At 62.3% G+C, this 26,244-nt stretch carries 27 protein-coding genes; 17 read left to right on the top strand and 10 right to left on the bottom strand.

Features of this window, described 5'->3' with window-relative positions:
* The first annotated feature begins 10 nt into the window (after positions 1-10).
* The gene (locus tag HOC_RS09360; protein ID WP_035537865.1) at positions 11-394 is read left to right on the top strand and encodes an SET domain-containing protein; all 384 of its coding nucleotides are present in this window, start codon (positions 11-13) and stop codon (positions 392-394) included.
* Between the two features lie 3 nt (positions 395-397).
* Here the strand turns inward: HOC_RS09360 and HOC_RS09355 are convergent, their stop codons facing one another.
* The 6 genes from HOC_RS09355 to gatC form a co-directional block, all read right to left on the bottom strand.
* On the bottom strand, positions 398-2,137 hold the full coding sequence (locus HOC_RS09355) for an AMP-binding protein (RefSeq protein WP_051624685.1): 1,740 nt from the start codon (positions 2,135-2,137) through the stop codon (positions 398-400).
* 149 nt (positions 2,138-2,286) lie between these two features.
* Positions 2,287-4,014, bottom strand: coding sequence for a M61 metallopeptidase family protein (locus HOC_RS09350; protein WP_241766960.1), 1,728 nt, complete (start codon positions 4,012-4,014; stop codon positions 2,287-2,289).
* 227 nt (positions 4,015-4,241) lie between these two features.
* On the bottom strand, positions 4,242-5,021 hold the full coding sequence (locus tag HOC_RS09345; protein WP_035537863.1) for an enoyl-CoA hydratase/isomerase family protein: 780 nt from the start codon (positions 5,019-5,021) through the stop codon (positions 4,242-4,244).
* Positions 5,022-5,098: 77 nt separating this feature from the next.
* A complete protein-coding gene (locus HOC_RS09340) occupies positions 5,099-5,545 on the bottom strand; it encodes a hypothetical protein (RefSeq protein WP_156950440.1) in 447 nt (148 codons plus the stop codon).
* Between the two features lie 83 nt (positions 5,546-5,628).
* The gene (locus tag HOC_RS22820) at positions 5,629-5,757 is read right to left on the bottom strand and encodes a hypothetical protein (RefSeq protein WP_277812963.1); all 129 of its coding nucleotides are present in this window, start codon (positions 5,755-5,757) and stop codon (positions 5,629-5,631) included.
* Between the two features lie 112 nt (positions 5,758-5,869).
* Positions 5,870-6,157, bottom strand: coding sequence for an Asp-tRNA(Asn)/Glu-tRNA(Gln) amidotransferase subunit GatC (gene gatC / locus HOC_RS09335; protein WP_035537860.1), 288 nt, complete (start codon positions 6,155-6,157; stop codon positions 5,870-5,872).
* A gap of 83 nt (positions 6,158-6,240) precedes the next feature.
* Here gatC and ruvX point away from each other — a divergent pair, with 83 nt between their 5' ends.
* The 13 genes from ruvX to HOC_RS09270 all read left to right on the top strand — a co-directional run bounded on the left by ruvX (position 6,241) and on the right by HOC_RS09270 (position 19,687).
* The gene (gene ruvX, locus HOC_RS09330) at positions 6,241-6,699 is read left to right on the top strand and encodes a Holliday junction resolvase RuvX (protein ID WP_035537857.1); all 459 of its coding nucleotides are present in this window, start codon (positions 6,241-6,243) and stop codon (positions 6,697-6,699) included.
* Positions 6,696-7,622 carry an AEC family transporter gene (locus HOC_RS09325; protein ID WP_035537854.1) on the top strand — a complete coding sequence of 309 codons (927 nt, stop codon included), beginning with the start codon at positions 6,696-6,698 and terminating at the stop codon, positions 7,620-7,622. Before ruvX ends, HOC_RS09325 begins: the two co-directional genes overlap by 4 nt.
* 54 nt (positions 7,623-7,676) lie before the next feature.
* Positions 7,677-8,624: an aspartate carbamoyltransferase catalytic subunit gene (locus HOC_RS09320; RefSeq protein WP_035537851.1), complete on the top strand. Its 948-nt coding sequence runs from the start codon at positions 7,677-7,679 to the stop codon at positions 8,622-8,624.
* Positions 8,621-9,913, top strand: a complete 1,293-nt coding sequence (gene pyrC / locus HOC_RS09315; protein ID WP_035537849.1) for a dihydroorotase — start codon at positions 8,621-8,623, stop codon at positions 9,911-9,913. Before HOC_RS09320 ends, pyrC begins: the two co-directional genes overlap by 4 nt.
* An 88-nt stretch (positions 9,914-10,001) precedes the next feature.
* Positions 10,002-11,024: a glycoside hydrolase family 5 protein gene (locus tag HOC_RS09310; RefSeq protein WP_162174820.1), complete on the top strand. Its 1,023-nt coding sequence runs from the start codon at positions 10,002-10,004 to the stop codon at positions 11,022-11,024.
* 69 nt (positions 11,025-11,093) lie between these two features.
* The gene (gene plsY, locus HOC_RS09305; RefSeq protein ID WP_035537847.1) at positions 11,094-11,711 is read left to right on the top strand and encodes a glycerol-3-phosphate 1-O-acyltransferase PlsY; all 618 of its coding nucleotides are present in this window, start codon (positions 11,094-11,096) and stop codon (positions 11,709-11,711) included.
* Positions 11,708-12,820 (top strand): DNA-processing protein DprA, encoded by a 1,113-nt coding sequence (gene dprA, locus HOC_RS09300; RefSeq protein ID WP_035537844.1) that lies wholly within the window; start codon positions 11,708-11,710, stop codon positions 12,818-12,820. The genes plsY and dprA overlap by 4 nt, the downstream gene beginning before the upstream one ends.
* A 256-nt stretch (positions 12,821-13,076) precedes the next feature.
* Positions 13,077-15,182: an LPS-assembly protein LptD gene (locus tag HOC_RS09295; protein WP_051624684.1), complete on the top strand. Its 2,106-nt coding sequence runs from the start codon at positions 13,077-13,079 to the stop codon at positions 15,180-15,182.
* Between the two features lie 166 nt (positions 15,183-15,348).
* Positions 15,349-16,593 (top strand): peptidylprolyl isomerase, encoded by a 1,245-nt coding sequence (locus tag HOC_RS09290; protein ID WP_035537839.1) that lies wholly within the window; start codon positions 15,349-15,351, stop codon positions 16,591-16,593.
* 60 nt (positions 16,594-16,653) lie between these two features.
* A complete protein-coding gene (gene pdxA / locus HOC_RS09285) occupies positions 16,654-17,643 on the top strand; it encodes a 4-hydroxythreonine-4-phosphate dehydrogenase PdxA (RefSeq protein ID WP_422120049.1) in 990 nt (329 codons plus the stop codon).
* Positions 17,640-18,473 carry a 16S rRNA (adenine(1518)-N(6)/adenine(1519)-N(6))-dimethyltransferase RsmA gene (gene rsmA, locus HOC_RS09280; RefSeq protein WP_035537838.1) on the top strand — a complete coding sequence of 278 codons (834 nt, stop codon included), beginning with the start codon at positions 17,640-17,642 and terminating at the stop codon, positions 18,471-18,473. Before pdxA ends, rsmA begins: the two co-directional genes overlap by 4 nt.
* 251 nt (positions 18,474-18,724) lie before the next feature.
* Entirely contained in the window at positions 18,725-18,937 is a 213-nt protein-coding gene (locus HOC_RS09275; RefSeq protein WP_035537836.1) for a hypothetical protein, read from the top strand.
* A 153-nt stretch (positions 18,938-19,090) separates the two neighbouring features.
* The gene (locus HOC_RS09270) at positions 19,091-19,687 is read left to right on the top strand and encodes a hypothetical protein (protein WP_035537835.1); all 597 of its coding nucleotides are present in this window, start codon (positions 19,091-19,093) and stop codon (positions 19,685-19,687) included.
* Positions 19,688-20,024: 337 nt separating this feature from the next.
* Here the strand turns inward: HOC_RS09270 and HOC_RS09265 are convergent, their stop codons facing one another.
* Complete coding sequence (locus HOC_RS09265; protein WP_035537834.1) at positions 20,025-20,393, bottom strand: VOC family protein; 369 nt, start codon at positions 20,391-20,393, stop codon at positions 20,025-20,027.
* A 155-nt stretch (positions 20,394-20,548) separates the two neighbouring features.
* Here HOC_RS09265 and HOC_RS09260 point away from each other — a divergent pair, with 155 nt between their 5' ends.
* Both HOC_RS09260 and HOC_RS09255 read left to right on the top strand, forming a co-directional pair.
* A complete protein-coding gene (locus HOC_RS09260) occupies positions 20,549-21,469 on the top strand; it encodes an SDR family NAD(P)-dependent oxidoreductase (protein ID WP_035537832.1) in 921 nt (306 codons plus the stop codon).
* Positions 21,470-21,528: 59 nt separating this feature from the next.
* Complete coding sequence (locus HOC_RS09255; RefSeq protein ID WP_035537831.1) at positions 21,529-21,891, top strand: Kazal-type serine protease inhibitor domain-containing protein; 363 nt, start codon at positions 21,529-21,531, stop codon at positions 21,889-21,891.
* Between the two features lie 36 nt (positions 21,892-21,927).
* Here the strand turns inward: HOC_RS09255 and HOC_RS09250 are convergent, their stop codons facing one another.
* Complete coding sequence (locus HOC_RS09250) at positions 21,928-22,524, bottom strand: HD domain-containing protein (RefSeq protein ID WP_035537830.1); 597 nt, start codon at positions 22,522-22,524, stop codon at positions 21,928-21,930.
* Between the two features lie 137 nt (positions 22,525-22,661).
* Between HOC_RS09250 and HOC_RS09245 the strand changes: the two genes are divergently transcribed.
* Positions 22,662-23,648, top strand: coding sequence for an aspartyl protease family protein (locus HOC_RS09245; RefSeq protein ID WP_035537829.1), 987 nt, complete (start codon positions 22,662-22,664; stop codon positions 23,646-23,648).
* Positions 23,649-23,716: 68 nt separating this feature from the next.
* Here the strand turns inward: HOC_RS09245 and HOC_RS09240 are convergent, their stop codons facing one another.
* Positions 23,717-24,565, bottom strand: coding sequence for an alpha/beta hydrolase (locus HOC_RS09240; RefSeq protein WP_051624683.1), 849 nt, complete (start codon positions 24,563-24,565; stop codon positions 23,717-23,719).
* Between the two features lie 386 nt (positions 24,566-24,951).
* Positions 24,952-26,019 carry a hypothetical protein gene (locus HOC_RS09235; protein ID WP_035537822.1) on the bottom strand — a complete coding sequence of 356 codons (1,068 nt, stop codon included), beginning with the start codon at positions 26,017-26,019 and terminating at the stop codon, positions 24,952-24,954.
* Between the last annotated feature and the right edge of the window lie 225 nt (positions 26,020-26,244).

The raw sequence follows: 26,244 nt of genomic DNA, 5'->3' as shown, positions 1-26,244 counted from the left end.
ACAGGTGCCCATGCCCCATCCAGCACAGGCCTCGTTCGTCGAGGTAAAGACCTCCCCCTTCCACGGCCGCGGCCTCTTCGCGGTCGCACCCATTTCAGGTGGCCAGACGATCGCTGTTTACCCACTACTTGTCCTGTCACACGAAGACACGGCCACCGTGCGCTCCACGCTGCTGCATCATTACGTGTTCTATGTGGACGAGACCGAGGATGGCACGATGCGCGCCGCTGTCGCCTTCGGTGAAATCTCGATGTGCAATCACAGCCCGCAAGCGAATGCCGATTTCGTGGTCGATGGCGCGGCGCAGACCGTCACGCTCTCGGCCCGCCACGCCCTTCAGCCCGGCGACGAAATCCTCATCGATTACGAGGAATTCGCCGAAGAGATTATCTGAGGCCTAGGCCTGGCCGGAATTCACCAGCGCGCGCAGTTCGCGGCGCAAGACCTTGCCAATCGGCGACTTCGGTAGCTCATCGACAAAATGCACCTGCCGGGGCCGCTTGTAGGCGGTCAGCTGCCGGGCGCAGTGCGCCAGCACGTCCTGTGCTGTCAGCTCCGGGTGGCGACGTACCACGAAGGCATGCATCACATCGCCCATATCGCCATCGGTCACGCCTGCAACGGCGGCCTCGGCAATGCCCTTATGTTCGGCCAGCACCGCGTCGACTTCGCTTGGGAATACGTTGAACCCGCCAACCAGCAACATGTCCTTGCTGCGATCAACAATGAAGAGATAGCCCTCGTCATCGAGATAGCCGACATCGCCTGTCTTCAGCATGCCAGCCTGATAGGCCGCTGCCGTCGTCTCCGGCCGACCGAGATAACCCGCCATGACCTGCGGACCCGCCACGGCAATCTCGCCAACTTCGCCCGCTTTGGCAAAGCCCCCATCCTCGCGCAGGATCGCGACGCCCGTGCCGGGCAGCGGCAGGCCGGCCGAACCGACCTTGGTGCGCGCGTCAGGCGGGTTGACGCTGATCAGCGTCGTCGCTTCCGTCATACCATAGCCTTCAATGACGCTGGAGCCTGTAAGGCCGGTCCACTCGGAGCGGACCTGTGGGCTCAGCGCCATGGCACCGGAAATCGTCAGGGTTAGCTTGGGTGGGTTCTCATAGAACCATTTCTCTTCCATCAGCTTGGCAAACAGCGTGCTGACACCCGGAAACACATCCGGGCGGAATTTCTTGAACGCCGCCTTCAGGTTCGACAGCGGCTTGGGGCTCGGCACAAGCACCAGGTGGGCCGCATTGCGCAGCGCGATCACAGACGCGAACAGGCCGAACACATGGTAGACCGGCAGGACCAGCAACATGGTCTGCCCCGGCTTGTCGATCATGTGCGGCGAGAGGCTGGCAAACTGGTCAACATTGGTGACGAGGCCCGCTTCGGTCAGGCGCACGCCCTTGGAGATGCCAGTTGTGCCGCCGGAATACTGGTAGATCGCGTCCTCATCGGCCTCGCGGTCTGGCGCGTAGTCAGCGATCGGCGTCGTGTGTGCCGCGCCGAGCTTCAGCGCCTCGGCCATGGGCACATGATCCACGATCAGTGGCCGGCCCATTTTCTTGACGTGCTGCAGCACGAAATCCATCGCGGCCTTTTTGACTGGCGAGAAGAAGTCGGTCAGCGACAGCGACACGACGGTATGAATGCGCGTGCCGGTCAGCGCCTCTTCCGTCATTTCGGGAAACAGGCTCGATGTGATCAGCACACAGGCTTTCGCGTCACGCAGCTGACGACGTGTCTCATGCGCTGTGTAGAGCGGGTTTACATTGGTCAGCACAAGGCCGGCGCGCAGGACGCCCAGCATGGCGACAACATAGGACATGCAATTGGGCGACTGGATCGCCACGACATCGCCCTTCGACAGGCGCAGCTCGTCGCGCAGGTAGCGTGCAAGGTTCGCCGAATGCGTCTCGACATCAGCAAAGCTCAGTGTCGCGCTGGCGCCGTTCGGCAGGGCGGTGGAAAGGAAAGGCTCATGCCCATGGTCGCGGGCCGCAGCCTCCATGAGGGCTTCAATGCGGCCCGGCACATAGGCGCCCAGTTGTGTCTGGAAGGTGGCCGCTTCCCGGTTATAGAATCTCGGGACCGGCTGGTCCTGATACGGAACGGCACTGATTGGCAAAACGGCAGACATGTCTTCTCCAGCCCCGTGGCAAATCGGGATCGTCCCAACCTGACACAATGCGTTTGAAACATGCTGAACCCGATCGATGAAATTTCACCGATCGGGAAGATAGATGACGGTCAGTGCCCAGGATACCCGGTGCGCTCGCAGAAAACGGCTTAGAGTGCGCAGTCCAGATCGTCCGTGCCGGCCTTGCGCTGCCACTGATAAGCCTCCACCGTCTCGCCGCGAGGCAGGTAGGTGATGTCGCTAGTCTCGCCGTTGCGGCGGATTTTCAGTTTCAGCATCTCTGTCTGGTTGCCCTGAATGCCATCCTGCGGAACCGGAACAACAATCTCGTCGCCATTCTGCAGACCCGCCTGCTCCGCAGCAGATCCTGCGACGAGGCCGCGAACAATACGTTTGGGCTCTGCCAATACCGCCGTGTCGAAGCCAAGTTCATACCGGCGCATGGGCTTGGTCGTTCGTTCAAAGCACGGTCCGAAAGCATCCGAAGCCGGGATCGGCATGTCGCCATTGAGGAAGCCGCGAAACGCCGTAACCGCATCCGGACCAAGCGCGTCTGTCAGCAGCGCCTCCCAGTCAGCGTTCGTCGTCACCTTGCCGCTCTTCTCAAGCGCAAGCATGGCCAGCATCAGGTCGTCCAGCGAGCGCGTCCCGTTTGACGCCTTGCGAACCGCATCGTCGACGGTCGCAAAATACAGCATGCCGCGATCATAGGGCAGCGTCCGGATGCGCGTATCAGCCCAGAAGCGCTTGGGCACCTCGCTGTTCGGCTCAGTTGCCATGAGGCTCGTATAGTAACGCCCTGCCCCACTGTTCAGATCGTCGAGGAATGCATCCGGCGTGATACTGTCGAACCGCAGGGCCAGACGGCGCGCATACAGGACTGCGAGCCCCTCGCCGAACCATGAGGATTCCAGGCCCGGCGGTGACTCGATGTAAGGCTGGAACGTATGGAACATCTCATGCGCCAGCGTGATCCGGATCTTTTCAACATCCGCCCCGTCGCCCGCACCGAAGGTCGTCACGAAGGAATGATAGAGCCCGACCCCACCTCCCGCATTGATCGGATTATAACGCAGGAATACACCATAGGGCGGAGGCGTTTCCTGGCCAAAGAACTTTGAATAATGGCCGTACAGATTGCTCGTCCATGCCAGCAGCTTGGCAGCATCAAAGGCGGGCTCCCCCTGCCATGCGCCGAAGAAACCTGTTGCTGGCACCACGGTTGGGTACGCGCCAATCTGGCCAGCCATATAGAAGGTCATACGGAGTTCGGAGGATGTCAGCGGCTCAGGCGCAATCACATGCCCTTCACCAAAGGTCGTGACGCCGCGCGCCCCAGCCGGAAGCGCAGTCAGATCCCAGTCAAAGCTCGCGCGATATGTTGCATCACCAGGCGGCAAAGGAAGAAAGACATGCCCGGAAGCGGAAACGCCGCCACCGTCTGCGCTGAAGGAAAAGGGCGGGGCCGGCCCACGCGGTGGCAAAGTGGCTTCCGCAGGAACAACGAAGCTGACCGTCACGGGCCCCACAATGGGCCGATCAGCCAGCCAGGCCCGGGAGGGACCGCCGCTCTCCGCATCACCGGCCGCCTCAAGAGGGGCGTCAATATCACTGACGCGGAGCGTGAGGGGGCCACGCTCGTCGCTTGCCTTCATGTCGGTCAGCGTCGTGGCAACGCTGTCCACATTGCTCACGACGAGCGGCATCAGCAGCACGGGTTTCATTATGTCCCCGGTTTCCAGCCCCGAGAAGTGCAGGGTCACCGCTACCGTATCAATCGTCTCGCCATGATCCGGATCTGCGTGCGGCTTCAGCGTGATAGCCAGCTCCGTTGCCTTGTCCCCGGAGTCGGCCGTCGTGGCACAGCCCGAAACCAATCCCCCGATCGCTGTCGCCAGTAAAGCTCTGCCTATGACAGCACACACGTTCTGACCAAACATTTGACCTCCAGACGCCAACACATGGCATAACATCACCACAGCACACATTGCCCAATGGGGCCTGCATCTGAAAGCCTAAGGGATGCCTCCGGCTATTTTCATCCCATTTGGCGATATCAGCCCGGTAATACGAATAATCTATGTCGGCACGAATTGGGCCAACCCTATCTGCCCGTAAACACCGGCTTTCGCTTCTCGAGGAAGGCCGCAGCACTCTCGGCGGCATCTTCGGTCTCCATCAGGGACCGGATTTCCTTGATCGCCCAATTGCCGACGTCGCGCCAGTCCGGGTCCAGTGTGCGCCGCAGGCCTGCCTTGATCGACTGCACAGCGCGCGGCGGGTTGGCCGCAATCCTGCCTGCAATTTCCATCGCCGTCGACACAAGATCATCCGGAGCGACGACCCGCGATACAAGGCCCATCTCCTTCGCCGTGTGCGCGTCAATGATATCGCCCGTGAACAAAAGTTCCGCCGCACGTTCGCGTCCCACGACCTGCGCCAGTCGCCCGAGGCCCGGCGCGTCACAGCAGAGCCCGCGCTGCACGAACAGCTCGCCGAACTTTGCCGCCTCAGATGCCACGCGGATATCTGCCATCAGGGCCAGCTCCATGCCCCAGCCGAGCGCAAAGCCATTGACCGCGGCAATCACCGGAATGTCCGTATAGAGCAAGGCATCCGCCGCGGGGGTCAGCCCGCCCGTGCGGCGCCCGCGCGCCTTCATCTCGGCAGGGCCCTTGGCTTTCTGGCTCAGTATCTCTTTGACATCGTCGCCGGTGCAGAAGCCGCGCCCTTCGCCCGTGATCACGATCACCCGCGCCTCGCTGTCGCGCACGGCATCTTCCAGCGCCATGTACAGCTCATAGTTCAGCGCATTCATCACCTGCGGACGCCGCAGCGTCAGCAGCGCGACATGGTCCTTCATCTCGATGGTTATTACCGTCATGGCGGCCTCCCTTGTTATTTTGGGAGACTATGCGGGCCCTACCCCAGCCTGAACAAGCGACGACGTCGGGTAAGGGCTCAGGGCGTCATGCGCTTGTGCGCCAGCGTGTTGCCGCGTGCGCTGTAGCTGTAGTCGAGCCTGTCAGCGCCGGCATCGATGATGCTGAAACAGCGTGCTTCGTCGTCGCCATCCGCTTTCAGCGTGAACGACATGCCATCCGCATCCGGCGTCATCGCCGTGCAGTCAGCAACGACCGTAATTGTTTCGTTGCCCAGGGGCTCGTCATTATAGACGCTGCTCATCTGGTCACCGCTGATCGTGAAAACATTCATCGGGTCTTCCAGCGATTGCCAGGTGCCCTGCATCATTTCCAGCAGTTTCGGCTCTTCCTCCATCTGTACCGCCGGGTCCGGCTCGGCAGCGACTGGCTCTGCGACAGGTTCCGCCGGCGCGTCCTTCGGCCCCGGATTACAGGCGGCCAGGGCGGCGAGCGCGGCGCCGGCGAGTAATGATCGAAACATCATGTCCATTCATCCCTTGCGATACGTTTGCGCCGCCAATCCCATCAGGACTCGCGGCGCAATGCACGTGACAAAATTGAGGGGGTCTAGCGCTTGAGGTGCTCAAGGCCCTTGATAGTGCCCGGCTTCACCGATGGGTTCGACGCGTTGGTCTTCACCTTCTCCGCCTTGGGCTTGCGGACTTCCTTGTTCGTTTTCTTCTGACCTTTGGCCATGATCGTGTCCCTGTGTTTGGGCCCCAAACGGGTCCAGTCTCACAGGTGGGGGTGATCCGGTGCTTAAATAAGGCGGTCGCGCACTTATGTTTTGCGCGCGCCGCCGGGCGTCCTACTCGACGGCCTTCGGCACGACGAAGAACCCGTCCTGGCTGCTCGGGGCATTGGCCAGAACCTGGTCCTGGATATTACCGTCAGTCACCACGTCTTCGCGCATGGGCAGCCTGGTCGCCACAACAGACGTCATCGGCTCCACGCCCTCAATGTCGACTTCGTTCAGCTGGTCGATCCAGCCGAGGATGCCATTCAACTCGCCGGCCATCTCTTCGAGGCGCTCTTCGGGCACCGCAATGCGCGACAGGCGGGCAACCTTGCGGACGTCTTCCTTGGTAACGCTCATTTTATGGGCTCCGGTGGCTTGGCTTCGTTCCCGCCCGAATACGCGATAGGCAACAAGGCTTCAAGGCGCTATGTGAGCGGCCAATGGCCGTTACAGATCTCGATTCCCTGCCGCGCACCGGCGTCCTCCTCGGCATCGATCCCGGCACCAAGACAATGGGAGTCGCCGCAACAGACGGCATTCGCATGCTCGCGAGCCCGGTCGAGACCATCCATCGCGGCAAGGCGCTGGGGCCCATGATCGCCCGCCTCTTCGAGATTTACGACGACCGCAAGGCCGTCGCTCTCATCATCGGCCTGCCGCTCAACATGGATGGCAGCGAGGGCCGCCGCGCCCAGTCTACCCGCGCGCTCGCCTGGAACATCCTGCAGAAGCGCGATGTACCGATCTACTTCCAGGACGAGCGCCTCTCCAGCGCCGAAGCCGAAAGCGCCATGTGGGAAGCGGAAGTTTCCCGCAAGCGCCGCGACGACCGTATCGACGCGCAGGCCGCCGCCATCATCCTCAAATCCACGCTTGACCTTCTGGAGCGCCGCCCATGACATCCTTCATTTTCGCGCTCCTGCCCGTCATCATCATCGTCGCCATCGGACGCCTGATCGCGGCGAAGAACTGGATCACGCCCGAAGGCTGGCGCGCCATCGAGCGCATCTCTTATATCCTCCTCTTCCCGGCGCTTATCATCCGCTCGCTCGGCAATGCCCCGTTCGACACCGCGCCATGGAAGCTCGCTGCTGCGCTGATCATCGCCCAGCTCGTGCTGGCCGCTATCGGCTTCGGCGCCCGCCTCTGGCCCGGCATGGAGCGCCCGGCTGTCGGCTCGATCATCCAGTCCAATGTCCGCTGGAACACATTCGTTGCGCTCTCGCTCGGTTCGATCCTTTTCGGTGACGAAGGGCTGGCGCTTGTCACCATCGCCGCCGCCGCCATGATCCCGACCGCCAATGTGCTTTCGGTCTACGGCCTCATCCTGAACGCCGAACACGCGCCCGGCACCAAGCCGCGCCCCTTCCGCGCGCTGATGACCAACCCTCTGATCATTGCTTGCGTCATTGGCGGCATCGTCGCCGCCACCCATTTCCAGAGCCCCAAAGTGCTTGACGACACGCTCCGCATCCTCGGTCAGGGCACAATCGCGCTCGGCCTGCTGAGCGCCGGTGCCGGGGTTGACCTCGCCGCCCTGCGCCGCGCGGGCGTACGTACCTTCACATGGGCGCTCGTGCGTCTCCTCGGCCTGCCGGCTGCAGCGCTGGCAGCAGGCCTCGCCATTGGCCTCAGCGGCACGCCCCTCGCCATCATGCTCATCTGTGCCAGCGTGCCGACCGCCACCAACGGCTATATCCTGGCCCGCCAGCTTGGCGGCGACGGCCCGCTTTCAGCCAACCTGATCGCTGTGGAAACCGTGCTCGCCATGATCACCCTGCCGCTGATCTGGTTCACCGCGATACATTTCGGCCTCGCCTGAGGCTTGCCGCCGACCGGAATCGCGCCTAAACCGCCCCAAATCGAAAGGGCTTCCATGCCGATGGCGGGATACACTTACAGCTTCGATCACGCGCACTTGCTGGGAATCGAAGGCCTTCACCCTCTGGATATCACCCACATTCTGGATCTCGCCGACCGCTATGCGGATGCCACGCGCGCAGGCCAGCGCGCCGATCCGGTCCTCACCGGGCGTACGGTGGTGAACCTCTTCTTCGAGAATTCCACCCGCACGATGAGCAGTTTTGAGATCGCCGCGAAACGCCTCGGCGCCGATGTCATCAACATGCCGGTCGCCAATTCCAGCGTGAAAAAGGGCGAGACCCTGATCGACACGGCCATGACGCTGAACGCCATGAAGCCGGACGTGCTGGTCATCCGCCACTCGGCCTCCGGCGGTGCCAAGCTGCTCTCCCGCAAGGTCGACTGCGCGGTCATCAATGCCGGTGACGGTACCCACGAACACCCCACCCAGGGCCTGCTCGACACACTCACCATCCGCCGCCACAAGGGCCGTATCGAGGGCCTCAAAGTGGTCATCTGCGGCGACATCGCTCACAGTCGTGTCGCCCGCTCGACCACGATGGCGCTGCACCTGCTGGGAGCCGAAGTCCATCTCTGCGGCCCGAAAACCCTACTACCGCCCGGCACCGATACATGGGGCGCCGCCAGCGCGACGACAGACTTCGACGCCGCGCTCAAAGGCGCCGACGTGGTCATGATGCTGCGCCTGCAGATGGAGCGCATGGACGGCGCCTTCCTGCCAAGCCGCCGCGAATATTTCCGCTATTTCGGCCTCACTCAAGAACGCCTCGCGCTGGCCCTGCCGGATGCGACGGTCATGCACCCCGGCCCGATGAACCGCGGCATCGAGATCGAAAGCGCCATTGCCGACGGGCCGCGCTCCGTCATCACAGAACAGGTCGAAATGGGTGTCGCCGTACGCGAAGCCGTTCTGGACCTTCTCGCGGGGACACGCCCATGAGCCTCTCGATCCACAATGCCCGCCTGCTCGACCCGGCCACCGGCCTGGACGAACCCGGCGCGATCTTCATCGACAAGGGCAAGATCAAGGATGTCGCCAAGGGCCAGTCCGGTCCGCACGGCGATGCCAAGGAAAGCCTCGACGCGGGCGGGCTCTGCCTCGCCCCTGGCCTGATCGACCTGCGCGTCAAGACCGGCGAGCCGGGCGACGAGCAGAAGGAAACGCTCGCCACCGCCTCGCGCGCAGCCATTGCCGGCGGTGTCACCAGCTTCGTCGTCATGCCCGACACGCGCCCTGTTGTGGATGATGTCGCCCTCGTGCGCTTTATCATCGAGCAGGCCCGCAAGACCGCCAAGGCCCGCATCTATCCCTCCGGCGCCCTGACGGTCGGCCTCAAGGGCGAGCAGATGGCCGAGATCGGTCTGATGGCTGATGCCGATGCGATCATCTTCACCAATGGCGATATGCCCATCGCCAACGCCTCGATCATGAAGCGCGTGATGACCTATGCCGCCAGCCGCAACGCGCTTGTCATGTCACGGCCGGACGAGCGGGCGCTGTCCGGATCTGGAGTGATGAATGCGGGCGCCTTGGCTGCACGCATCGGCCTCTCCGGCATTCCGCCCGAAGCCGAATGGATCGGCGCGGCCCGCGACGTGATGCTGGCCGAAGCGACCGGCTGCCGCCTCGTGGTCGATCAGGTCTCCACCGAGCGCACATTGCAGATCATCGCCGCCGCACGTGGCCGTGGCGCCAAGATCCACGCCACTGTCGCTGCCCACACGCTGTTCTTCAACGAGCGCGACGTCGGCGACTATCTCACCTATTGCAAGGTCAACCCTCCCTTCCGGGACGAGGACACACGGCAGGGCCTGATCGCCGCCCTGAAGCGTGGCGAGATCGACGCGGTCGTCTCCGCGCATGATCCCCAACCCCCGGAAGAAAAACGCCTGCCCTTCGGCGAAGCAGCCTTTGGCGCGGCCGGCCTTGAGACCACACTCTCGGCGCTGATGAGCCTCGTCAACGATGCGGACCTGCCGCTGCTGGATGCCCTCGCCCCGGTCACCTGCCGCCCGGCCGACCTGCTCGGCCTGCCCCAGGGCCGCCTCAAAACTGGCGCACCGGCCGACCTGATCCTCTTCGATCCAGGCAAGCCGTGGCTGTGCGTGCGGGAAGATCTGCGTTCACGCTCGACCAACTCGCCCTTCGATGGCCGACGCCTGCAGGGCCGCGTTATCCGCACGCTCGTCGGGGGTGAAACCGTATTCGAATACGCACCTGCGGGCTGACGCCTGATAATGCGGCGTCAGGGGGCGGAAAGGGATGCAGAAGCCACTTCTGATTGACCGCATTTCCACATCCTGTCAGATGCATTTCATGAATAATGTACAACATGTAATGAAGCGAAGCGTATCGGCGCTCGCCTTCCTCGTGCTCGCGTCAAGCGTGCTGGCGGCTTGCAGCGAGACCGCCAGTTTGCGGCGTCCATCCTCCCCTGTTCAGCGCTGCATCAATATGGGTGGCGCGCTGGAAGCCCCGAACGAGGGAGAATGGGGCTACACGATCCGCATGGAAGACATAGACCGCATAAAGGCGGCAGGCTTCGACACGATCCGACTGCCCGTCCAATGGTCTGCCCATGCAGGAACATGGGGCGGTTACCAGATTGAAGACCACCTCCTGGACCGCACCGACGAGGTCATCAACTACGCCCTGTCGCAGGATCTGAAAGTCATCCTCGACGTTCATCATTATTACGATCTGAACATGGAACCGGCCAAGCATGAGCGCCGTCTTGAAAGCATCTGGAAACAGCTCGCAAGTCACTACGAGTCCTATCCTGACACGCTGATCTTCGAAGTGCTCAACGAGCCGAACACGAACATGACGGCGAAACGGACCGATGCCCTGAACAAGCGCATCGTCCGCCAGATCAGGCAGTCCCAGCCTCATCGCTGGATCATCCTTGCAACGGCGGAATGGGGCTCGCTCACCGGCCTCCTGGAAAGCGCACCGCCAGCCGATTCGCGCGTCATTCTGTCCTGGCACTATTACGACCCGTTCAGCTTTACCCATCAGGGCGCAGACTTCTTCAAGCCCACGCCGCCAGTCGGAACCCACTGGGGCACGAAGGCCGATATGGACCGGGCCAAAGCCGACTTCGACCGCGCAGCCGCCTTCCGCGACTTGCACCACCAGCCGCTCCTCCTCGGCGAATTCGGGGTCTATGATGCGGCGCCCATGGAAGACCGCGCGCGGTGGACCCGTGCGGTCCGCGAACTGGCTGAGTCAAATGAGTTCGGCTGGTGCCACTGGTCATTCTCATCAAATTTCCGGGTCTACGATCCCGAGAAGGAAGCCTGGATCGAGCCGATCCGCGCCGCTCTGCTGGGCGATTGATCTGAAACCCTTGCCGCAGGCTGGCAGGGTTCGTAGACCGTCTGTCAGGATGCGTCAGGAGAGAACGGCATGCAGGCATGGATGGGATATGGCGCGGCGGCTGCCTGCGGTTATCTCGCGGGCTCGATTCCCTTTGGCCTGCTGATCACCAAGGCCGCTGGCCTCGGTGATATCCGTAGCATCGGGTCCGGCAATATCGGCGCCACCAATGTGCTGCGCACCGGTCGCAAGGACCTCGCCCTTGCAACGCTCCTGCTCGACAGCCTCAAGGCGGGCCTCGTCGCTTTTGCCTTCTCCTATTTCTTCGGCCGCGAGGTCGGCTTCGTCGCCGGTGCCATGGCCTTTGTCGGCCATTGCTATCCTGTCTGGCTGGGCTTCAAGGGTGGGAAAGGCATTGCGACTTATGCCGGCCTTCTGTTGTTCACGACGCTGCCCGGGTTTCTTGTCGCCGCGCCGGTCTGGTTCCTCCTTTTCGGCATCACGCGCATCTCCTCACTCGCGGCTCTCGCAGCCGCCGTTCTCGTGCCGCCCGGCGCTTACCTCCTGGGTGAGCATAATTCGGTCGTGCTGGTCGGCCTGACGCTCCTCTCGCTCCTTGTGTTCTGGACGCATCGAACCAATGTGAGCCGCCTGCTCAAAGGCACCGAACCCAAGTTCGGCACGCCCAAGGCCAAACCTGAAGCATGAGTCCGGCGCGGCCCCTGTCCGACACTGAGCGTCGTAATTGGGTCCGCCTCGCCCGTACGCAGAATGTCGGCCCGGTCACCTTTTCCCAGCTGGTCAAACGCTTCGGCACGCCCGGCGCTGCGCTCGATGCCCTGCCGGAGATCGCACGGCGGGCAGGCCGTGGCCGCCCCATCATCGCGCCATCCGTTGACGCGGTTGAGGACGAGATCGCCGCAGCGCGCAAATATGGCGCCCGCATTATCGCCAGTTGCGAGGCGGACTTTCCGCCTCTGCTTCGAGCGCTGGCACCGCCCCCACCCACGCTGACACTGCTCGGCCGCGCTGACCTTGCGGCCCAGCCCACAGTCGCGATCGTCGGCGCCCGCAATGCCTCAGCGGCCGGTCGCAAGCTCGCCCGGGACATATCAGCAGGCCTCGGCGCGGCGGGATTCGTTGTTGTCTCCGGCCTCGCGCTCGGAATCGACGGGGAGGCCCATGCGGCCACATTGCGCACGGGTACGATCGCCGTGCTCGGTGGCGGCGTCGACCATGTCTACCCACCCCAGCATGAGCGCCTTTATGCCGAGATTGCCGCTGAAGGGCTCATCGTCTCCGAGAGCCCCTTTGGCTACCGCGCAAAGGCCCAGGATTTCCCCCGCCGCAACCGTATCATCACCGGAATGTCCCGTGGGGTGGTCGTCGTCGAGGCCGCAGAACGGTCCGGATCGCTCATTTCCGCGCGCATGGCTGGCGAGCAGGGGCGTGAAGTGATGGCCGTACCGGGCTCCCCCCTCGATCCACGGGCATCGGGAACAAATGCCCTTATTTATCAAGGCGCCTCCCTCGTACGGCATGCCGATGACGTGCTTGAAATCCTGTCCTCGTTGCGCTTTGGCCACGTCTCCGATCCCGAGAACGGACCGTACGACGCGGAAATGGATGGCGATTCCCTTCCGGAAGGCCAGCTCGAACGGGTTCTCGAAGCCCTCTCGCCGCATCCCATGCCGATTGACGAAATCGCCCGCGCCTGCGGCCTTGGCGCCGCGCGATGTGCAGCCATTCTTGTCGAACTGGAGCTTTCCGGCCTGGCCCTGACGCTACCCGGCGGGCTGGCGGCACGCGCCGTCTGAGGACTCGTGGCTGTGTTCCGAAAGCACCGCGTCCTGCAGGAAAATGCCGCCATAAGCCGCCTATGGCTGGACGGCCTTCGCCATCACCTCTAAGCCTCCTGTCTGATCAACAATCCGGCGCAGGCATTTAATGCCCATTCAAATGCGCAGACGTGACTGAGGTAATCCGGACTTGGCGAATTGGCTTCTCTACGCCGCGGCATTGGGTCTGGTGTCATCCGGGCCCTTTTCTGCGTACGCACAGGAAACCTCGGAAGTGGCCGTGCCCGCTGACGCGCCAACGGAACACGTCGTTCTCGAAGCCGACTATATTTATGAAATCCGCGAAGAGAACAGCGTCGTTGCCGAGGGCAATGTCGAGGCGCTGTATGAGGGCCGCGTGCTGCGCGCCGACCGCATCATCTACAACAGGACCACGGATCGCGTCCGCGCCACGGGCAATGTCGTCATCGTCGATACGGATGGTTCCCAGCAGTTCGCCGACGAAGTCGAAGTGAATTCCGACCTCGCGGACGGCTATGCCATCGGCTTCTCGGCCCGCCTGCCGGAAGGGGCCACGATCGTTGCCAATTCCGCAATCCGCAAGAAGAACGGCGTGAACGCCCTTGAACAGGTCATCTATACGTCCTGTCAGCTCTGCGGTGACGACACGACCCCGACCTGGTCGCTACGCGCCCGCCGCGCCGTGCTTGATCAGGAAAGCCAGATGATCTCCTACCGGGATGCGATCATCGAGGTTGCCGGCATTCCGGTCTTCTACCTGCCTTATCTGTCCCACCCGGATCCCACATCCGAGCGGCGCTCCGGCTTTCTCGTGCCATCGGGAGGCCTGTCCTCCAAGCTCGGTGCTTTTTACCAGCAACCCTATTACTGGGCCATTTCGCAGTCCCAGGACCTGACCATCTCGCCGATGGTGAGCGCGAACGTTAACCCGATGGTGGAACTCGATTACCGCAAGCGGTTCTATTCCGGCGGCGTCAAGATCAATACAAGCATCACCCGCGAAACCGATTTCGATAGCGACGGCGTCAGGTTTGGCGACGAGAAGTGGCGCGGACATATTTACGGGAAGGGCCTGTTCGCCATCAGTCCCGAATGGAAATGGGGCTTCGGTGTCGAAACCCAGTCCGACGACCTTTACGACCGCCGTTATGACCTTGACGGTCAGGGCGAACGCCGCGGCCTGTACACCAGCCAGCCACGCCGTCTCCTGTCGCAGATCTTCGCCGTGGGTCAGGGTGACAGCTACTATACGGATGTGGCTGTACTCGATTTTCAGGGCCTGCGTGGCGCCGACGATTCCCGGACACTGCCGACTGTTGCACCTGTCTTGTTCAGTGAAAAATACTGGGATCTTGGCGATTATGGTTTTGCCGCCGTCAATGCCTCGTCCGCAATGCTGACGCGCGAAAACGGTCTGAACAGCCAACGTCTCAGCGTCGGTGGGGACTGGTCAGACCTCAACGTACTGCCAGGCGGTTTCACATTCGAGCCCTTCGCAGAGATGCGCGCAGACTATTATGCGCTGAATGAAGATGTCTCGGGTGAACCCGATGTCAGCCGCGCGGTCGGCAATGCAGGTGCGAGGGTTTCCTATCCTCTGGTGCGTCCCGGCAAGATCGTGGACATCATGGTTGAGCCCACCGTCATGGCCGCCTGGGGGTTCTCGAATGTGAATGGCACAGCGATCCCGATCGAGGACAGCCTTCTCTTCGAATTCGATGAGGGCGACCTGTTCGAGGCCAACGGGTTTGGCAATTACGACCTCTATGAAGGTGACGGTAAAGTCGCAGCGGGACTTACCGCGCGTGCAGTCTTCAGGAATGGCCCGGAGTTTGCCACCACGTTCGGACGCCGGTGGCGCTCACGAACTGATCCGAATTTTGACGTTGCCAGCAACCTCGACGGCACATCATCGGATTGGGTGGCATCTGCCTCGGCCGATTTTGGCAATGCCCTACGCCTCGATACGCGCATGCGTCTTGATGATGATGGTTACAAGCTGAACCGGATCGATGCGCGCCTCAGCACGAACTACAAGCGCCTGCGCGCGGTCGCTCAATACTACAATATCAACGAGCGAGTCAGCCCGCTGAATAGACCGGATGAGGGCATCTTCCTGCGCGGCGAGTTCAAGGTAACCAAAAGCTATTCCATCATTTTCGGGCAATTGCGCGACATTGTGCAAAACCTGAATGCCCAAAAAGAATATGGCATTGCCTATGAAGACGACTGCTCACGATTTGAACTTGTCTACCAACGGTCGGAATTGATAGACCGCACGCTGGGCCCGTCGGAGAGCATCCAGTTTCGCTTCTCGCTCAAATCTATCGGGGAGTTCGGTTCAAGCGAGTTCGACTGATTCGGAAAGCCCGTTGGCGCCCCCGCCGCAGACATCGCGCCTAACCTGATTTTTCTGTAACGATTCAGGCATGACTGTCCTGATCCGTTGCGCCTTGCGACAGGACTTGTATGGTCCGCATCAGTTAATGATTTGGGCCCGGCTGGGGGCTCAACGGAGAAAATACATGGTCCGTCAGTTACTTGTCGCTGCCTCCCTGTTCGCATTGTCTGCCGCAGGCGTCGCCAATGCGCAGGATTCCACGGATTCCGGACGTCTCGCGCTGGAAGGCATCGCCGCCGTCGTCAATGACAAGCCGATCTCCTATTCGGACGTGCGCCAGCGCGCCCGTCTGCTCCTGCTCAGCCTTGGCGGCCAGCAGCCCAGCCAGGAGCAGATCCAGCAGATCACCGGCCAGGCCCTCGAACAGCTGATCGACGAAAGCCTGCAGCTTGAGAAGGCCTCCGAATTCGACATGGAGATCGACCCCCGCGAGATTGCCGGCGCGGTCGAAGACATGGCCCGTCAGGGGGGCACAACCGGCGACCAGCTGAAAGCCCAGCTCCTGGAGTCCGGCGTCAACCCGGCCAGCCTCGAAGAACAGATGCGCGCCGAGATCGCCTGGAACCGCGTCATGAGCGGCCTCTATGGCTCCCGTATCCGCGTCTCGGAAAACCAGGTCGACGACCAGTTGGAGCGCATGCGCTCCGCCTCAAAGAAAACCCAGTATCGCGTGTCGGAAATCTTCCTGTTCGCCCCGGACGAGGAAACCAAGACGCAGGCGCTTGCCGCCGCAAACACCGTGCTTGACCAGCTGAAACAAGGCGCAGACTTCCGCGTCGCCGCGCAACGCATCTCGTCGGCGCCCACCGCGGCAACGGGCGGCGACATGGGCTGGGTTTCCACGGAAGACCTCGCGCCGGAACTGGCCGCAGCTGTCTCCGGCATCGACAAGCCCGGCCTGCTTGAGCCCATTCCCGTCGAGAACGGCGTCTACATCCTCCTCGTCGCCAACAAGCGTGAACCGAGCCAGGCCGTGACCAAGGTAAACCTCAAGCGCCTCTTCGTTACGGACGGCAAGGAGGAAGACCTCCAGGCCGCCATGGACCAGATCAAGACCTGTGATGACGTCCAGAGCGTCGCCAATTCCAAGACCAATTTGCGGGCCGCCGATCTAGACGAGATAAATGTCGATGAACTCGGCCCCGAGGGCAAGGATCTGGTCATGCAGGTCGATGTGGGCCAGCCCACGGCCATCTTCGCGGCGTCCGGCGGCCTTGCCACCATGTATGTCTGCGCCCGCAATGACGGCGCCGAGGCCCTGCCCTCGCGCGACGACCTGAAAGGCAGCCTCAAGAACCGCGAACTCGGCATGATTTCCGAGCGCGAGCTGCGTAACCTGCGCCGCGAAGCCACGATCATCTATCGTTAGGGCTTGCACGATCCCGCGTTTGGAACCACACCTCCGCACGTGAGCGAAGATGTCTCCTTTTTGCCCCTGGCTCTGACCATGGGGGACCCGGCCGGGTGCGGTCCTGCCATCACGGCAGAGGCCTGGCGCCAGCTTCGCACCGACCCGAGCCTTGCCTTCTACGCCATCAGCGCCCCGGCTCTCTATCCGTCCGACCTGCCCGTCCGCGAAATTGCCTCGCCGGAAGAGGCCGCAGCGGTGTTCCCAGATGCCCTCCCGGTGCTCGCCCTCAACGACGTGCCGGACATCCAGCCCGGCAAGCCAAACGCTGAAGCCGCACCCGCCATCATCCGATCCATCGCGCTGGCCACGTCCCACGCCCTGGATGGCGCAGCTGCCGGACTAGTCACCAATCCGATCAACAAGGCCCTGCTCTACGGCGCAGGCTTTGCCTATCCCGGCCACACGGAATACGTCGCGCACCTTTGCGCCGACCCGAACAGCCCGCCGCCCAAGCCGGTGATGATGCTCGTCGGCGGCGGCCTGCGTGTGGCGCTCGCCACGATCCACATTCCGCTGATGACCGTTGGCTATGCGCTGACAGTGCCGGGCCTCGTGCAGATCGGCCAGATCGTTGCCGCCTCGCTTCGGCGCGATTTCGGTGTTGCCGCGCCGCGCATCGCCTTTACCGGCCTCAACCCGCATGCGGGTGAAGACGGCACCATCGGCAAGGAAGAAATCTCCGTCATCAACCCTGCTGCCCATGCCCTGCGCCTTTCCGGCGTGGACATGTCAGATGCCCGCCCCGGCGACACGGTCTTCGCCGAAGCCCTCAGCGGCGCCTATGACGCCGTCATCGCCATGACGCACGACCAGGGCCTGATCCCGGTGAAGACGCTGGACATGTGGGGCGGCGTGAACGTCACGCTCGGCCTGCCTGTCGTGCGCACCAGCCCGGACCATGGCACCGCCTATGACGCCGCTGCCGCAGGCACCACACGCCCCGACAGCCTCATCGCCGCCATCCGCCTCGCCGCCGCCATGGCCAAAACAAGGGCGAACGCCTCATGAGCGACATTGAACGCCCCGAACTGACAGACGCGCCGGCCCGCAAGGCGCTCGGACAACACTTCCTGTTCGACCCCAGCATCCTCCACCGCGCCGCCCTCGCTGCGGGCCCGGTGAAAGACCGCGTCGTCATCGAAGTCGGCCCCGGCCCCGGCGGCCTGACCCGCGCCCTGCTCGACGAAGGCGCAGGCACCGTCATCGCCGTGGAGACAGACCCGCGCTTTGCCGAGGCGTTGACGCTCTGGCCTGCGGCCCGCGACGGCCGTCTCATCGTCGTCCAGAAAGATGCCCGCAAGGTCAATTTCGAGAAACTGGTCAACGAGGCCGGCGCCACACAGCCCGCCATGATCATCGCCAACCTTCCGTACAATGTCGGCACGCCTTTGCTCGTCGGCTGGCTCAAGGCCGGTGACTGGCGCGGCGAGATGGCGCTGATGTTCCAGAAGGAAGTCGCCGAGCGCATCTGCGCTGCGCCGGACACAGACCATTACGGCCGCCTCGCCGTGCTCGCCCAGTCGGCCACGCGCCCCTACATCTCCTTCACGCTGCCGCCCGGCGCCTTCTCGCCGCCGCCCAAGGTCGACAGCGCCGTCGCCGTGCTGGAGCCCCTGCCCGCCGACCAGCGCTTCCAGCATATCGACCAGCTCGAACAGATCACCGGCGCCGCCTTTGGCCAGCGCCGCAAAATGATGCGCGCGGCCCTGAAACCCTTCGCCAAGAAGCGTGGTATGAAAGCCGAAGAATGGCTCCAGAGCGTCGACATCGACCCCACAGCGCGGGCGGAAACCCTGACGCAGGACGACTTCAGGCGGTTGGCGGCAAGTCTGGCCTGAACGCACTCCCATACCCGCAGTCCCGGCGAACGCCGGGATCTCATGCCATTGAAGACCAAAGCCACCCGCAGGAGACCCCGGCCTTCGCCGGGGATACGGTCATGCTTCTCCTCACAATCGCACAAACATTGCGAATCGACGGCGATGCGACCATGCTGGTGCCAGTCCACGCTCGCCAATGCAGGCAGGACCGGGCTCCGGGGGCATGCGTCCCTGTCCGACTATCTGATCAAAACGACAGGAGCAGTAAAATGCGGAAATTGAAAACGACAGGCCTCATGCTGGCCGGCCTTCTCATGCTGGCCGCATGTGGCGACAATTCGAGTGCCGAGAAGCAGGGCGAGAAGATGGATTCCGCCATCGAGGAAGCCACCACGGGTGAAGTCGATCGCACCGATGGCCCTCTTGAAAATGCAGGCGAAGCCGTCGACGACGCCGCCGATGAGGCGTCCGACCCGGAGTGATCCAGGCCTGAACCGAATTGATGCGTTCCCCTCTCCTCACACGTGAGGGGAACGCATTTCTTTTTCAGCCGCAGTCCCGACCTTCTCCGTGGATGCGGACTTTGCTCCCCCACCTTATCCAACCCCAATCCCGCCCGGCCTATACTGGCCGCCATGAGCAAACCGTCCGCCTTCGTCACCCATGGCATCGCCCAGGCTCAGCGTGCCTTGGCGAACGTCGCCGTTATCACGAACGCGCACCTCAACCCCACCACACTGAAACGCACCCTCGCCCAACGCGCCCGGGCCGAACTCGCGCGCCTAGAAATCATCATCCGGCGGCTTCTCACTTTGATGGCGCTTGGTCTCGTGCTGCCTCCGGTTACTATTCGGGCATCGTCCGGGCATCATCCGGATGCCGAGCGCGTCGAAACCAAAGCCTCGGGCCGCCTCACCGGCCTGTCGCCCCGCGTCATGGGCCCGGACATGGTCGGGGACGGGTTAGCGACCGCGACACGGGCCTGCGGGCCCGTTCAGGCCGCCCCGATCCTCGCCCGCCTCGCGGCGCTGCAGGAACTGCTCGCCGCCCCGGAAGCCCACGCCAAACGCCTCGCCCGTACGCTGGAACGCCAGCGCAGGGCCGGTGAAGCGGCCCCCATGGCGCTGCCCATGACCCGCACCCACCGCATGCCGCCAGAGCTTGGCGCCATCGCCACGGCCCTGCCGGAATTGCTGCGTGCGGCGTTCAAAAGCTGGGAAAGTTCGGGCTAAATCCCCCCACAATCAGACCATTTTGCCGGGCGCTTTAAGGCGTTTCCGGTCGCCCCTGCATCCTCAAATTCGCACACCCACCTATCCCCCCGGTGGCCCCTGCGCAGGCAGGGGCCCATGGACTGGCCGGGCCTCACAGCGCTTCGGGAAAACCCGGTCCATGGATACCTGCCTCCGCAGGTATCCCCGGGAGGTGAGTGGGGCTCTCAAAGGGGCTCATTCAGGATCACCCCACACGCCGTGCTCCCGGCGAACGCCGGGACCTCAGGCAATTGAAGAAAGGCAAGAGACCCCGGCCTGCGCCGGGAATAAGGGCCGTTTCAGCCGACAACAAGGCCTATCCGAGCTTGCAGACGCAGATCTTGTTGCCGTCGGGGTCGCGGAAATAGGCGCCATAGAAGGTCGGCATGCGGTTGCCCGGCGCGCCTTCGTCAACGGCGCCAAGTTCGATGGCCTTGTTGTAGACCTTGTCGACCGTTGCATTGTCCGCGCAGGCCAGCGCCGGCATCACACCATTGCCGCAGCTGGCAGAATCCTTGTCATAGGGGTCACCAATCGCCAGCATGGGCTGGCCGGGGCCGACGCCATAGAATTGCAGGCGATCGTTCGCGAAGAAGCGTTTCGCGCCCATTTCACCGAGGACGGCGTCATAGAAAGTCAGGGCTTTTTCCTTGTTGTTCGTTCCAAGGGTTACGTAAGCCAGCATGTCGGTTCCTCCCATTTCATGCGTTTCGTTTTGGGACTCTGACCACGGGCATGCGCTTGCGGCAAGATATGACGCAGGGACGCGGCTTGACGTTTACGTGAACGTCTGGTGTGACACCGACCAGAACCGTTTGTAGCAATTGCAGGAGTTTTCCCATGTCCGATATCCGTTTTGACGGCAAAGTTGCCATCGTCACCGGCGCCGGCGGCGGCCTTGGTCGTTGCCACGCCCTCGAACTTGCCCGCCGCGGCGCCAAGGTCGTCGTCAACGATCTGGGCTCCAGCATGGACGGATCGGGTGGCAGCTCCGCAGCAGCTGAAGGCGTCGTGAAGGAAATCGAAGCCCTGGGCGGCGAAGCGATCGCCAACGGCTCCTCGGTTGCTGACGCCGCTGGCGTGAAAAAAGTGATCGATGACACAATGGCCAAATGGGGCCGCATCGACATCCTGATCGCCAATGCCGGCATCCTGCGCGACAAGTCTTTCTCCAAGATGACGCAAACCGACATCGACCTCGTCATCGACGTTCACCTGCGCGGCTCGTTCATGCCGATCCACGCCGCCTGGGACATCATGAAAGAGCAGAATTACGGCCGTATCGTCGTAACGACTTCCTCGACTGGCCTCTATGGCAACTTCGGCCAGGCCAATTACGGCGCCGCCAAGCTCGGCCTCGTCGGCATGATGAACACGCTGAAGATCGAAGGCGCAAAGAACAACATCAAGATCAACGCCGTCTGCCCGGTGGCTGCAACGCAGATGACGGAAGGCCTGATGCCGCCTGCCGTTCTGGAACAGCTGAAGCCTGAATACGTGTCGCCCGGCGTAATGAACCTCGTCAAGGAAGATGCCCCTACCGGCGTGATCCTGTCGGCTGCCGCAGGCGCATTCTCCATCGCGCGCATCGTTGAAACCGAAGGTGCATTCGTCGGCGTCGGTGACGACCTCACGGCTGAGGCGGTTGCCGCCAAGTGGGACCAGATCACCGATACGTCCAAAACGCTTCCAGCCTTCAAGGCCGGTGGTGAACACGGCCAGCACATGTTCGCGGTCGCAGCTGGTGGTGTGAAGGCCTAAGGTTGCTTCAGGCGAGTTTTAAGCGCAGGATTCTCCTCACACGCTATTGAGGGGAATCCATGCGTTTTACTGCCATTACATTTCTATTTTCAGCCTTCCTGATTGCCACGGCGTGTAGCGCCCCTGCTCCCGCTGAGCCTGCCGAGCCCGCTTCAGAATCAGTCGCGTTACCCATTAGCGCCGAAGGCGAGACCTGCGGCGGCATCGCTGCCCTGCAATGCGAAGATGGCTATTTCTGTCTTGTGCAGGATGGCATGTGCGTCAGCACGGCTGACTATGCTGGCACCTGCCAGAAGATTAAGCCCGCCTGCACACGCGAATATGCACCCGTCTGCGGCTGCAACGGCAAGACCTATCCGAATACGTGTGAAGCCCATGCCGACGGCACGAGTGTTGCCACGAAGGGCGCCTGCACAGGCTGAAGCTGTAACGGCCCCCCCGAGGGGAGGCCGTTCGCTCTAGTCTTGCATGGCTTTCAGATACATTGAGTTCTTCGGCTTGGAAAAGACGCGCTCAACCATCGGCGCGAAGAATTCCAGCGGCTCGCTCTGATAATCAGGGTCGAATGCGGCCTGATCGTACAGATGGCAGAACTGCGCGCAGTATTCATAGTGCGGGCTGTCCTTGAACTGCTCGCGCATGTTCTTGTCGAGGCCAAGATACTCAAAGAAGTAATAGCCCTGGAACGCACCGTGATTGGCCACCATGAACAGGTTGGCCTCTGATACGAACGGCTTGAGGATCGCCGCAGCCACGTCCGGGTGGTTCATGCTGCCCAGCGTATCGCCGATATCGTGCAGCAGAGCGCACACGACATATTCCTCGTCACGCCCGTCGCGGTGAGCGCGCGTTGCAGTCTGCAGCGAATGGGTCAGACGGTCGACAGGGAAGCCACCATAGTCACCGTCAAGCAGCCTCAAATGGTCCAGTACGCGCTTGGCTAGTCCCTTGTTGAACTGCTTGGCATGCGTGGCGATGATACCCCAGTCTTCCTGCGTGCCCTCCAGCATTTCGCGGAATTTTGCACGCTCTTCGATGTCGTGTCCGTCGGCCATGTTGTGTCTCCTCCATGTCTCGTTGGGCTTACAATATACCACACGACGGAAACAGGAAAGCGCGACTGCGGGAGGCCGCCGTTTGGCCACCAGCCAAAATCGTGTCATTCTGGCAAGTGCAAGAGCGAGGATACGCGATGCACGGGAGGAAAAAGTCGACACGCAGTCCGACAGAAAAATGGCTGCGCCGCTTTCGTCAGGCCGCCTTGGCTGCCTTTTGCGTCGTCGGTTCCGTTGCCGCGCATGCCACCGAACGCCAATCTATTCCGTTCAATGTAGACATGAATGGCAATATCGTCGTGCAACTGACCTTGAACGACGAGACGCCCGCCATCGGGGTGATCGATACGGCAGCAACATATGCGATGATCGGTATGGCAACGGCCAAACGCGCAGGCGTGGAACCACCCGATTCCTCTATGGTAACTATCCTCGGCCTTGAGGGCACGCGCGCCTATCCCATCGTATACCTGGACAGTATCGCAGCAGGAAATTGCCGGTTTATTGATGTGGCCGCCGCACTGAACCAGCGGATCGAGGTGACCGGTGTGAAGAACATCGTCCCGCTGACGGTTCTTGAGGGCGATGTAGTGGACTTTGACTTCGCAGAGGGCCGCGTCCTTGTCTATAATGGACGCCCCGATACGCACACGGCACAGATAACAAGTCGCCTGCCGATGCGCCAGATCAGCGGGCTCTGGTTCACGGAGGTAAAGCTCAATGGACGCAAAGGTCTGGCGCTCATCGACACCGGGTCCAGCGTCTCATATATCAACAGCCGGTTTGCTGAAGACGCCGACATGACGCCCAATCTCCAGAAGACCCATATCCTGCAAGGAATCACCGGGAATGGTATTGATGTCCGGGTGGCGACGGGGCGAAAAATCCGGCTCGGCAAGCACACGGTCTCCCGGCCCGACATGATCGTCGCTGATCCGCTCCTATTCGAGCACCTGGGGCTTGTCGATGCACCTGCCATGGTGATGGGGCTGGACTATCTGTCCGCTTTCAGGGTCCAGCTTGACCGCCGCAGGGGCTATCTTGTCCTGACTCTGCAGGATGGAAAACGTGGCACGGTGCCGATCCACCGTAATGCGACCGGCACGAATATTCGCGGTGATTGAGCGGCTCACGCGCTGGCATTCGCGATCTGCGATCGGGGCAATGCAATCAGCTAAGAAGCCTCTAAACTTCAAGGAAGTTGCGCCGCGAAGAAGGCTGCAGCCTCGTCAATAAATTCCTCGATCTGGGCATTGCTGTAGCCGACGTGTGTGTTCGCTCCCGGCACAAGGTAGAGCTCGGCATCGACACCATAGGATTGCGCGATCTGCACCATGTCGCACCCACCCGCCAAGCTGAAGCCTGCATCGCCCATGGCATACCGGCACGGAACGGTTGGGTCGAACTCTTCATGCGCCGCGTAGATCGGCGCCGTGTTCGCATCAATCCAGAGAAAATCCGTCAGCCCGCCCGAAATGCTGAAGACACCCTGAATATCCGAGGAAATGCCCGTATTCGTGCTGCTGTCGCCCGCTGTGCCGTTATGCGCCGTCAGGAAATTACGCACATTCGTCGACAGGCCGTCGCCAAGGTCCAGGGCACCAGCGAAGGACGCCATGATGCCCCCGGAGGAAACGCCGCCGACAAATACCGCATCATCTCGCGTGCCATAGATATCGGCGCCTTCCGCATCCTGTCGGAGAAAACGCACAGCGGCTCGCATGTCATACATGGCTTCAATGATTGCGATATTCGCATCATCTTCCGTAGCCGGTGTGTTTTCAAAAAATCGATAATCGATGGAGGCTGCCACATAGCCACGCCGCGCAAGATTCTGAGCAACGGAGACAATGAGGGGGTTCCGGCGACTGCCCTCCGTAAATCCGCCACCGAAAGCAAGCACGAATACGGGGCGATCCGTCTCTGTGTCGCCCACAGGCGTGTAGATATCCATGCGGAGCGTCTGGGTGCCGGCATTCCGGTCCGCCTCACCAAACACCACATCGGACGTCCGGTTCGTGCTGGCGAACACCTCGTCCATGTAGCGCTGGGGGCCGGGTGCCGGAGGTGGCGGCGGTGGCGGGGACACCGGCGGTGAAGCAGGCGGGGGTGGCGGCGGAGGTGCTGGTGAAACGGGCGCAGGCGACGCCGGTGGCGAAGGGGGCACAACGACAGGCCCTGATGAAGAGCCGGAGCCCCCACCACCGCAACCCGCAAGACTGACAGATGCGGCAACAATGACCGCGGCTTTCCAAATCGACATGGTAAACTTCTACGGCACTTATTGGGACAATGACAATTTCGGATTTGTAATCCTTTTGTCGCGCTCATCACGGGGGCGAATAACGGGCAGTTGTCCGCTTTCCTGATGGCATATGCAAAATGCCCCTCCTTCCTTGCGGAAGAAGGGGCATTCCATCAGACGCCTCAATCCCAGAGCGAGCCCAGTGCAAGCCGGTCACGCCAGGTTTCACGCGGGCCGATATGGGCCGGACCGCATCTGTCGCACGCATGGTCGTGCAGCTGGCGGGCGAGCGCCCACGTCGACTGCCCGGTGCGAACGCCAGCCGCGTCGAGGACAGCGACGATGTGCCGGAGCGCGGCGTCACTTGCGTCCGCGTTCTGCACACCGAGCGCCTCGGCCAAGCGCCAGCCGGCAGGATCCTGCCGCAGGGCAACAGCCAAGTGCTCACCCGCAACGCGCACGGTGTAGACCGCCATCCGCCCGGCGGACAGATCGCCCGCAAAGTCCCGCAAACAATTGCGAAACTCGAGCGCGACACTGACTAGTGCCTTGCGGTCATTGACCGGCACGAAGGCCTCCGGCAGGCGCGGCAGCGCCATCACGCTGCCGAACCGAACCAGCTGAAGTGCCTCGGCTGCCATGTCGAACAAGGCGAGCGTATCGCGCGCCCGGTTCCAGCGGCTGGCCATGGCGATCGCCTCGCCTGCCCTATGAATGCGCAAGGCCAGACGGAACGCTTCGGCAAGGTCATCCACGGCGACCGGCAAAGCTGGCAACCGGGAAATGATCCCCGCCTGACGCAGCTGTATCGGCAATTTACCGATCAGCGCGAGCCGATCAGCTCCGATGGCCTTCATGTGCCGCAGCACACGTGCCGCTTCCTCCTCAGCAAACAGGCTGAGGAAACGGGTATAGTCACCCGCCTCCCACAGCACTTCGCCGAGACGGCCGAGCGCCTTCATCAGGCCGCCCGGCGCTTCGCCCCGCATCAGGAGGCACGCAACGTCACGATCTCGCCCACGCTCTACCGCGTGGATGATCTCGCCCATTCGCATCTCCGGCGCACGACCGAGCAGGATCGCGGCAGCATGGCGACGGGCCGTTGGCAGGGTGAAGAACCCGCTGTGCGGCGCAGGCCAGGCATGAGCGATCAGGTCAGCATGAGGCCCGGCCAGGAAGCCGAGCAATGGCGTCTGGATGCCTGCACGCCCTTTCGGACGCACATGCATCAGGGTCATGGGCGTGCCCATGATCCACCTCCTTTCAAATCGCAGCCGCCGAGGCATTACCTCAGCGCGAGCGGATCAGGTGTTCAATACGAGGTCAGGCGTCCACCGGCCAAAGCACGGGGGAGGCCGACAATGCCCCCCGCAGTCGCGAGGAGCTGATTGTGTTTTTACAACTCAGCTTCATCTCAAATCTCTTCGGGTTAGGTCTGCCGGACCATCCTTGAGCGGACGGCCCAGCAGTGAGGT

The sequence above is a fragment of the Hyphomonas oceanitis SCH89 genome (assembly GCF_000685295.1).
In the GTDB taxonomy this organism is placed as follows: domain Bacteria; phylum Pseudomonadota; class Alphaproteobacteria; order Caulobacterales; family Hyphomonadaceae; genus Hyphomonas; species Hyphomonas oceanitis.
This window is presented reverse-complemented; position numbering and strand designations above follow the sequence as displayed.

What these genes read in the sequence shown, in the direction of transcription:
- HOC_RS09290 (WP_035537839.1), top strand. Translation starts at nt 15,349, where the DNA reads ATGGTCCGTCAGTTACTTGTCGCTGCCTCCCTGTTCGCATTGTCTGCC.
- dprA (WP_035537844.1), top strand. Translation starts at nt 11,708, where the DNA reads ATGAGTCCGGCGCGGCCCCTGTCCGACACTGAGCGTCGTAATTGGGTC.
- ruvX (WP_035537857.1), top strand. Translation starts at nt 6,241, where the DNA reads ATGGCCGTTACAGATCTCGATTCCCTGCCGCGCACCGGCGTCCTCCTC.
- plsY (WP_035537847.1), top strand. Translation starts at nt 11,094, where the DNA reads ATGCAGGCATGGATGGGATATGGCGCGGCGGCTGCCTGCGGTTATCTC.
- HOC_RS09235 (WP_035537822.1), bottom strand. Translation starts at nt 26,019, where the DNA reads ATGGGCACGCCCATGACCCTGATGCATGTGCGTCCGAAAGGGCGTGCA.
- HOC_RS09265 (WP_035537834.1), bottom strand. Translation starts at nt 20,393, where the DNA reads ATGCTGGCTTACGTAACCCTTGGAACGAACAACAAGGAAAAAGCCCTG.
- HOC_RS09320 (WP_035537851.1), top strand. Translation starts at nt 7,677, where the DNA reads ATGCCGATGGCGGGATACACTTACAGCTTCGATCACGCGCACTTGCTG.
- HOC_RS09260 (WP_035537832.1), top strand. Translation starts at nt 20,549, where the DNA reads ATGTCCGATATCCGTTTTGACGGCAAAGTTGCCATCGTCACCGGCGCC.
- pyrC (WP_035537849.1), top strand. Translation starts at nt 8,621, where the DNA reads ATGAGCCTCTCGATCCACAATGCCCGCCTGCTCGACCCGGCCACCGGC.
- HOC_RS09355 (WP_051624685.1), bottom strand. Translation starts at nt 2,137, where the DNA reads ATGTCTGCCGTTTTGCCAATCAGTGCCGTTCCGTATCAGGACCAGCCG.
- HOC_RS09275 (WP_035537836.1), top strand. Translation starts at nt 18,725, where the DNA reads ATGCGGAAATTGAAAACGACAGGCCTCATGCTGGCCGGCCTTCTCATG.
- HOC_RS22820 (WP_277812963.1), bottom strand. Translation starts at nt 5,757, where the DNA reads ATGGCCAAAGGTCAGAAGAAAACGAACAAGGAAGTCCGCAAGCCCAAG.
- HOC_RS09360 (WP_035537865.1), top strand. Translation starts at nt 11, where the DNA reads ATGCCCCATCCAGCACAGGCCTCGTTCGTCGAGGTAAAGACCTCCCCC.
- HOC_RS09310 (WP_162174820.1), top strand. Translation starts at nt 10,002, where the DNA reads ATGAATAATGTACAACATGTAATGAAGCGAAGCGTATCGGCGCTCGCC.
- HOC_RS09340 (WP_156950440.1), bottom strand. Translation starts at nt 5,545, where the DNA reads ATGATGTTTCGATCATTACTCGCCGGCGCCGCGCTCGCCGCCCTGGCC.
- HOC_RS09240 (WP_051624683.1), bottom strand. Translation starts at nt 24,565, where the DNA reads ATGGACGAGGTGTTCGCCAGCACGAACCGGACGTCCGATGTGGTGTTT.
- HOC_RS09245 (WP_035537829.1), top strand. Translation starts at nt 22,662, where the DNA reads ATGCACGGGAGGAAAAAGTCGACACGCAGTCCGACAGAAAAATGGCTG.
- HOC_RS09270 (WP_035537835.1), top strand. Translation starts at nt 19,091, where the DNA reads ATGAGCAAACCGTCCGCCTTCGTCACCCATGGCATCGCCCAGGCTCAG.
- HOC_RS09255 (WP_035537831.1), top strand. Translation starts at nt 21,529, where the DNA reads ATGCGTTTTACTGCCATTACATTTCTATTTTCAGCCTTCCTGATTGCC.
- gatC (WP_035537860.1), bottom strand. Translation starts at nt 6,157, where the DNA reads ATGAGCGTTACCAAGGAAGACGTCCGCAAGGTTGCCCGCCTGTCGCGC.
- HOC_RS09325 (WP_035537854.1), top strand. Translation starts at nt 6,696, where the DNA reads ATGACATCCTTCATTTTCGCGCTCCTGCCCGTCATCATCATCGTCGCC.
- HOC_RS09345 (WP_035537863.1), bottom strand. Translation starts at nt 5,021, where the DNA reads ATGACGGTAATAACCATCGAGATGAAGGACCATGTCGCGCTGCTGACG.
- rsmA (WP_035537838.1), top strand. Translation starts at nt 17,640, where the DNA reads ATGAGCGACATTGAACGCCCCGAACTGACAGACGCGCCGGCCCGCAAG.
- HOC_RS09250 (WP_035537830.1), bottom strand. Translation starts at nt 22,524, where the DNA reads ATGGCCGACGGACACGACATCGAAGAGCGTGCAAAATTCCGCGAAATG.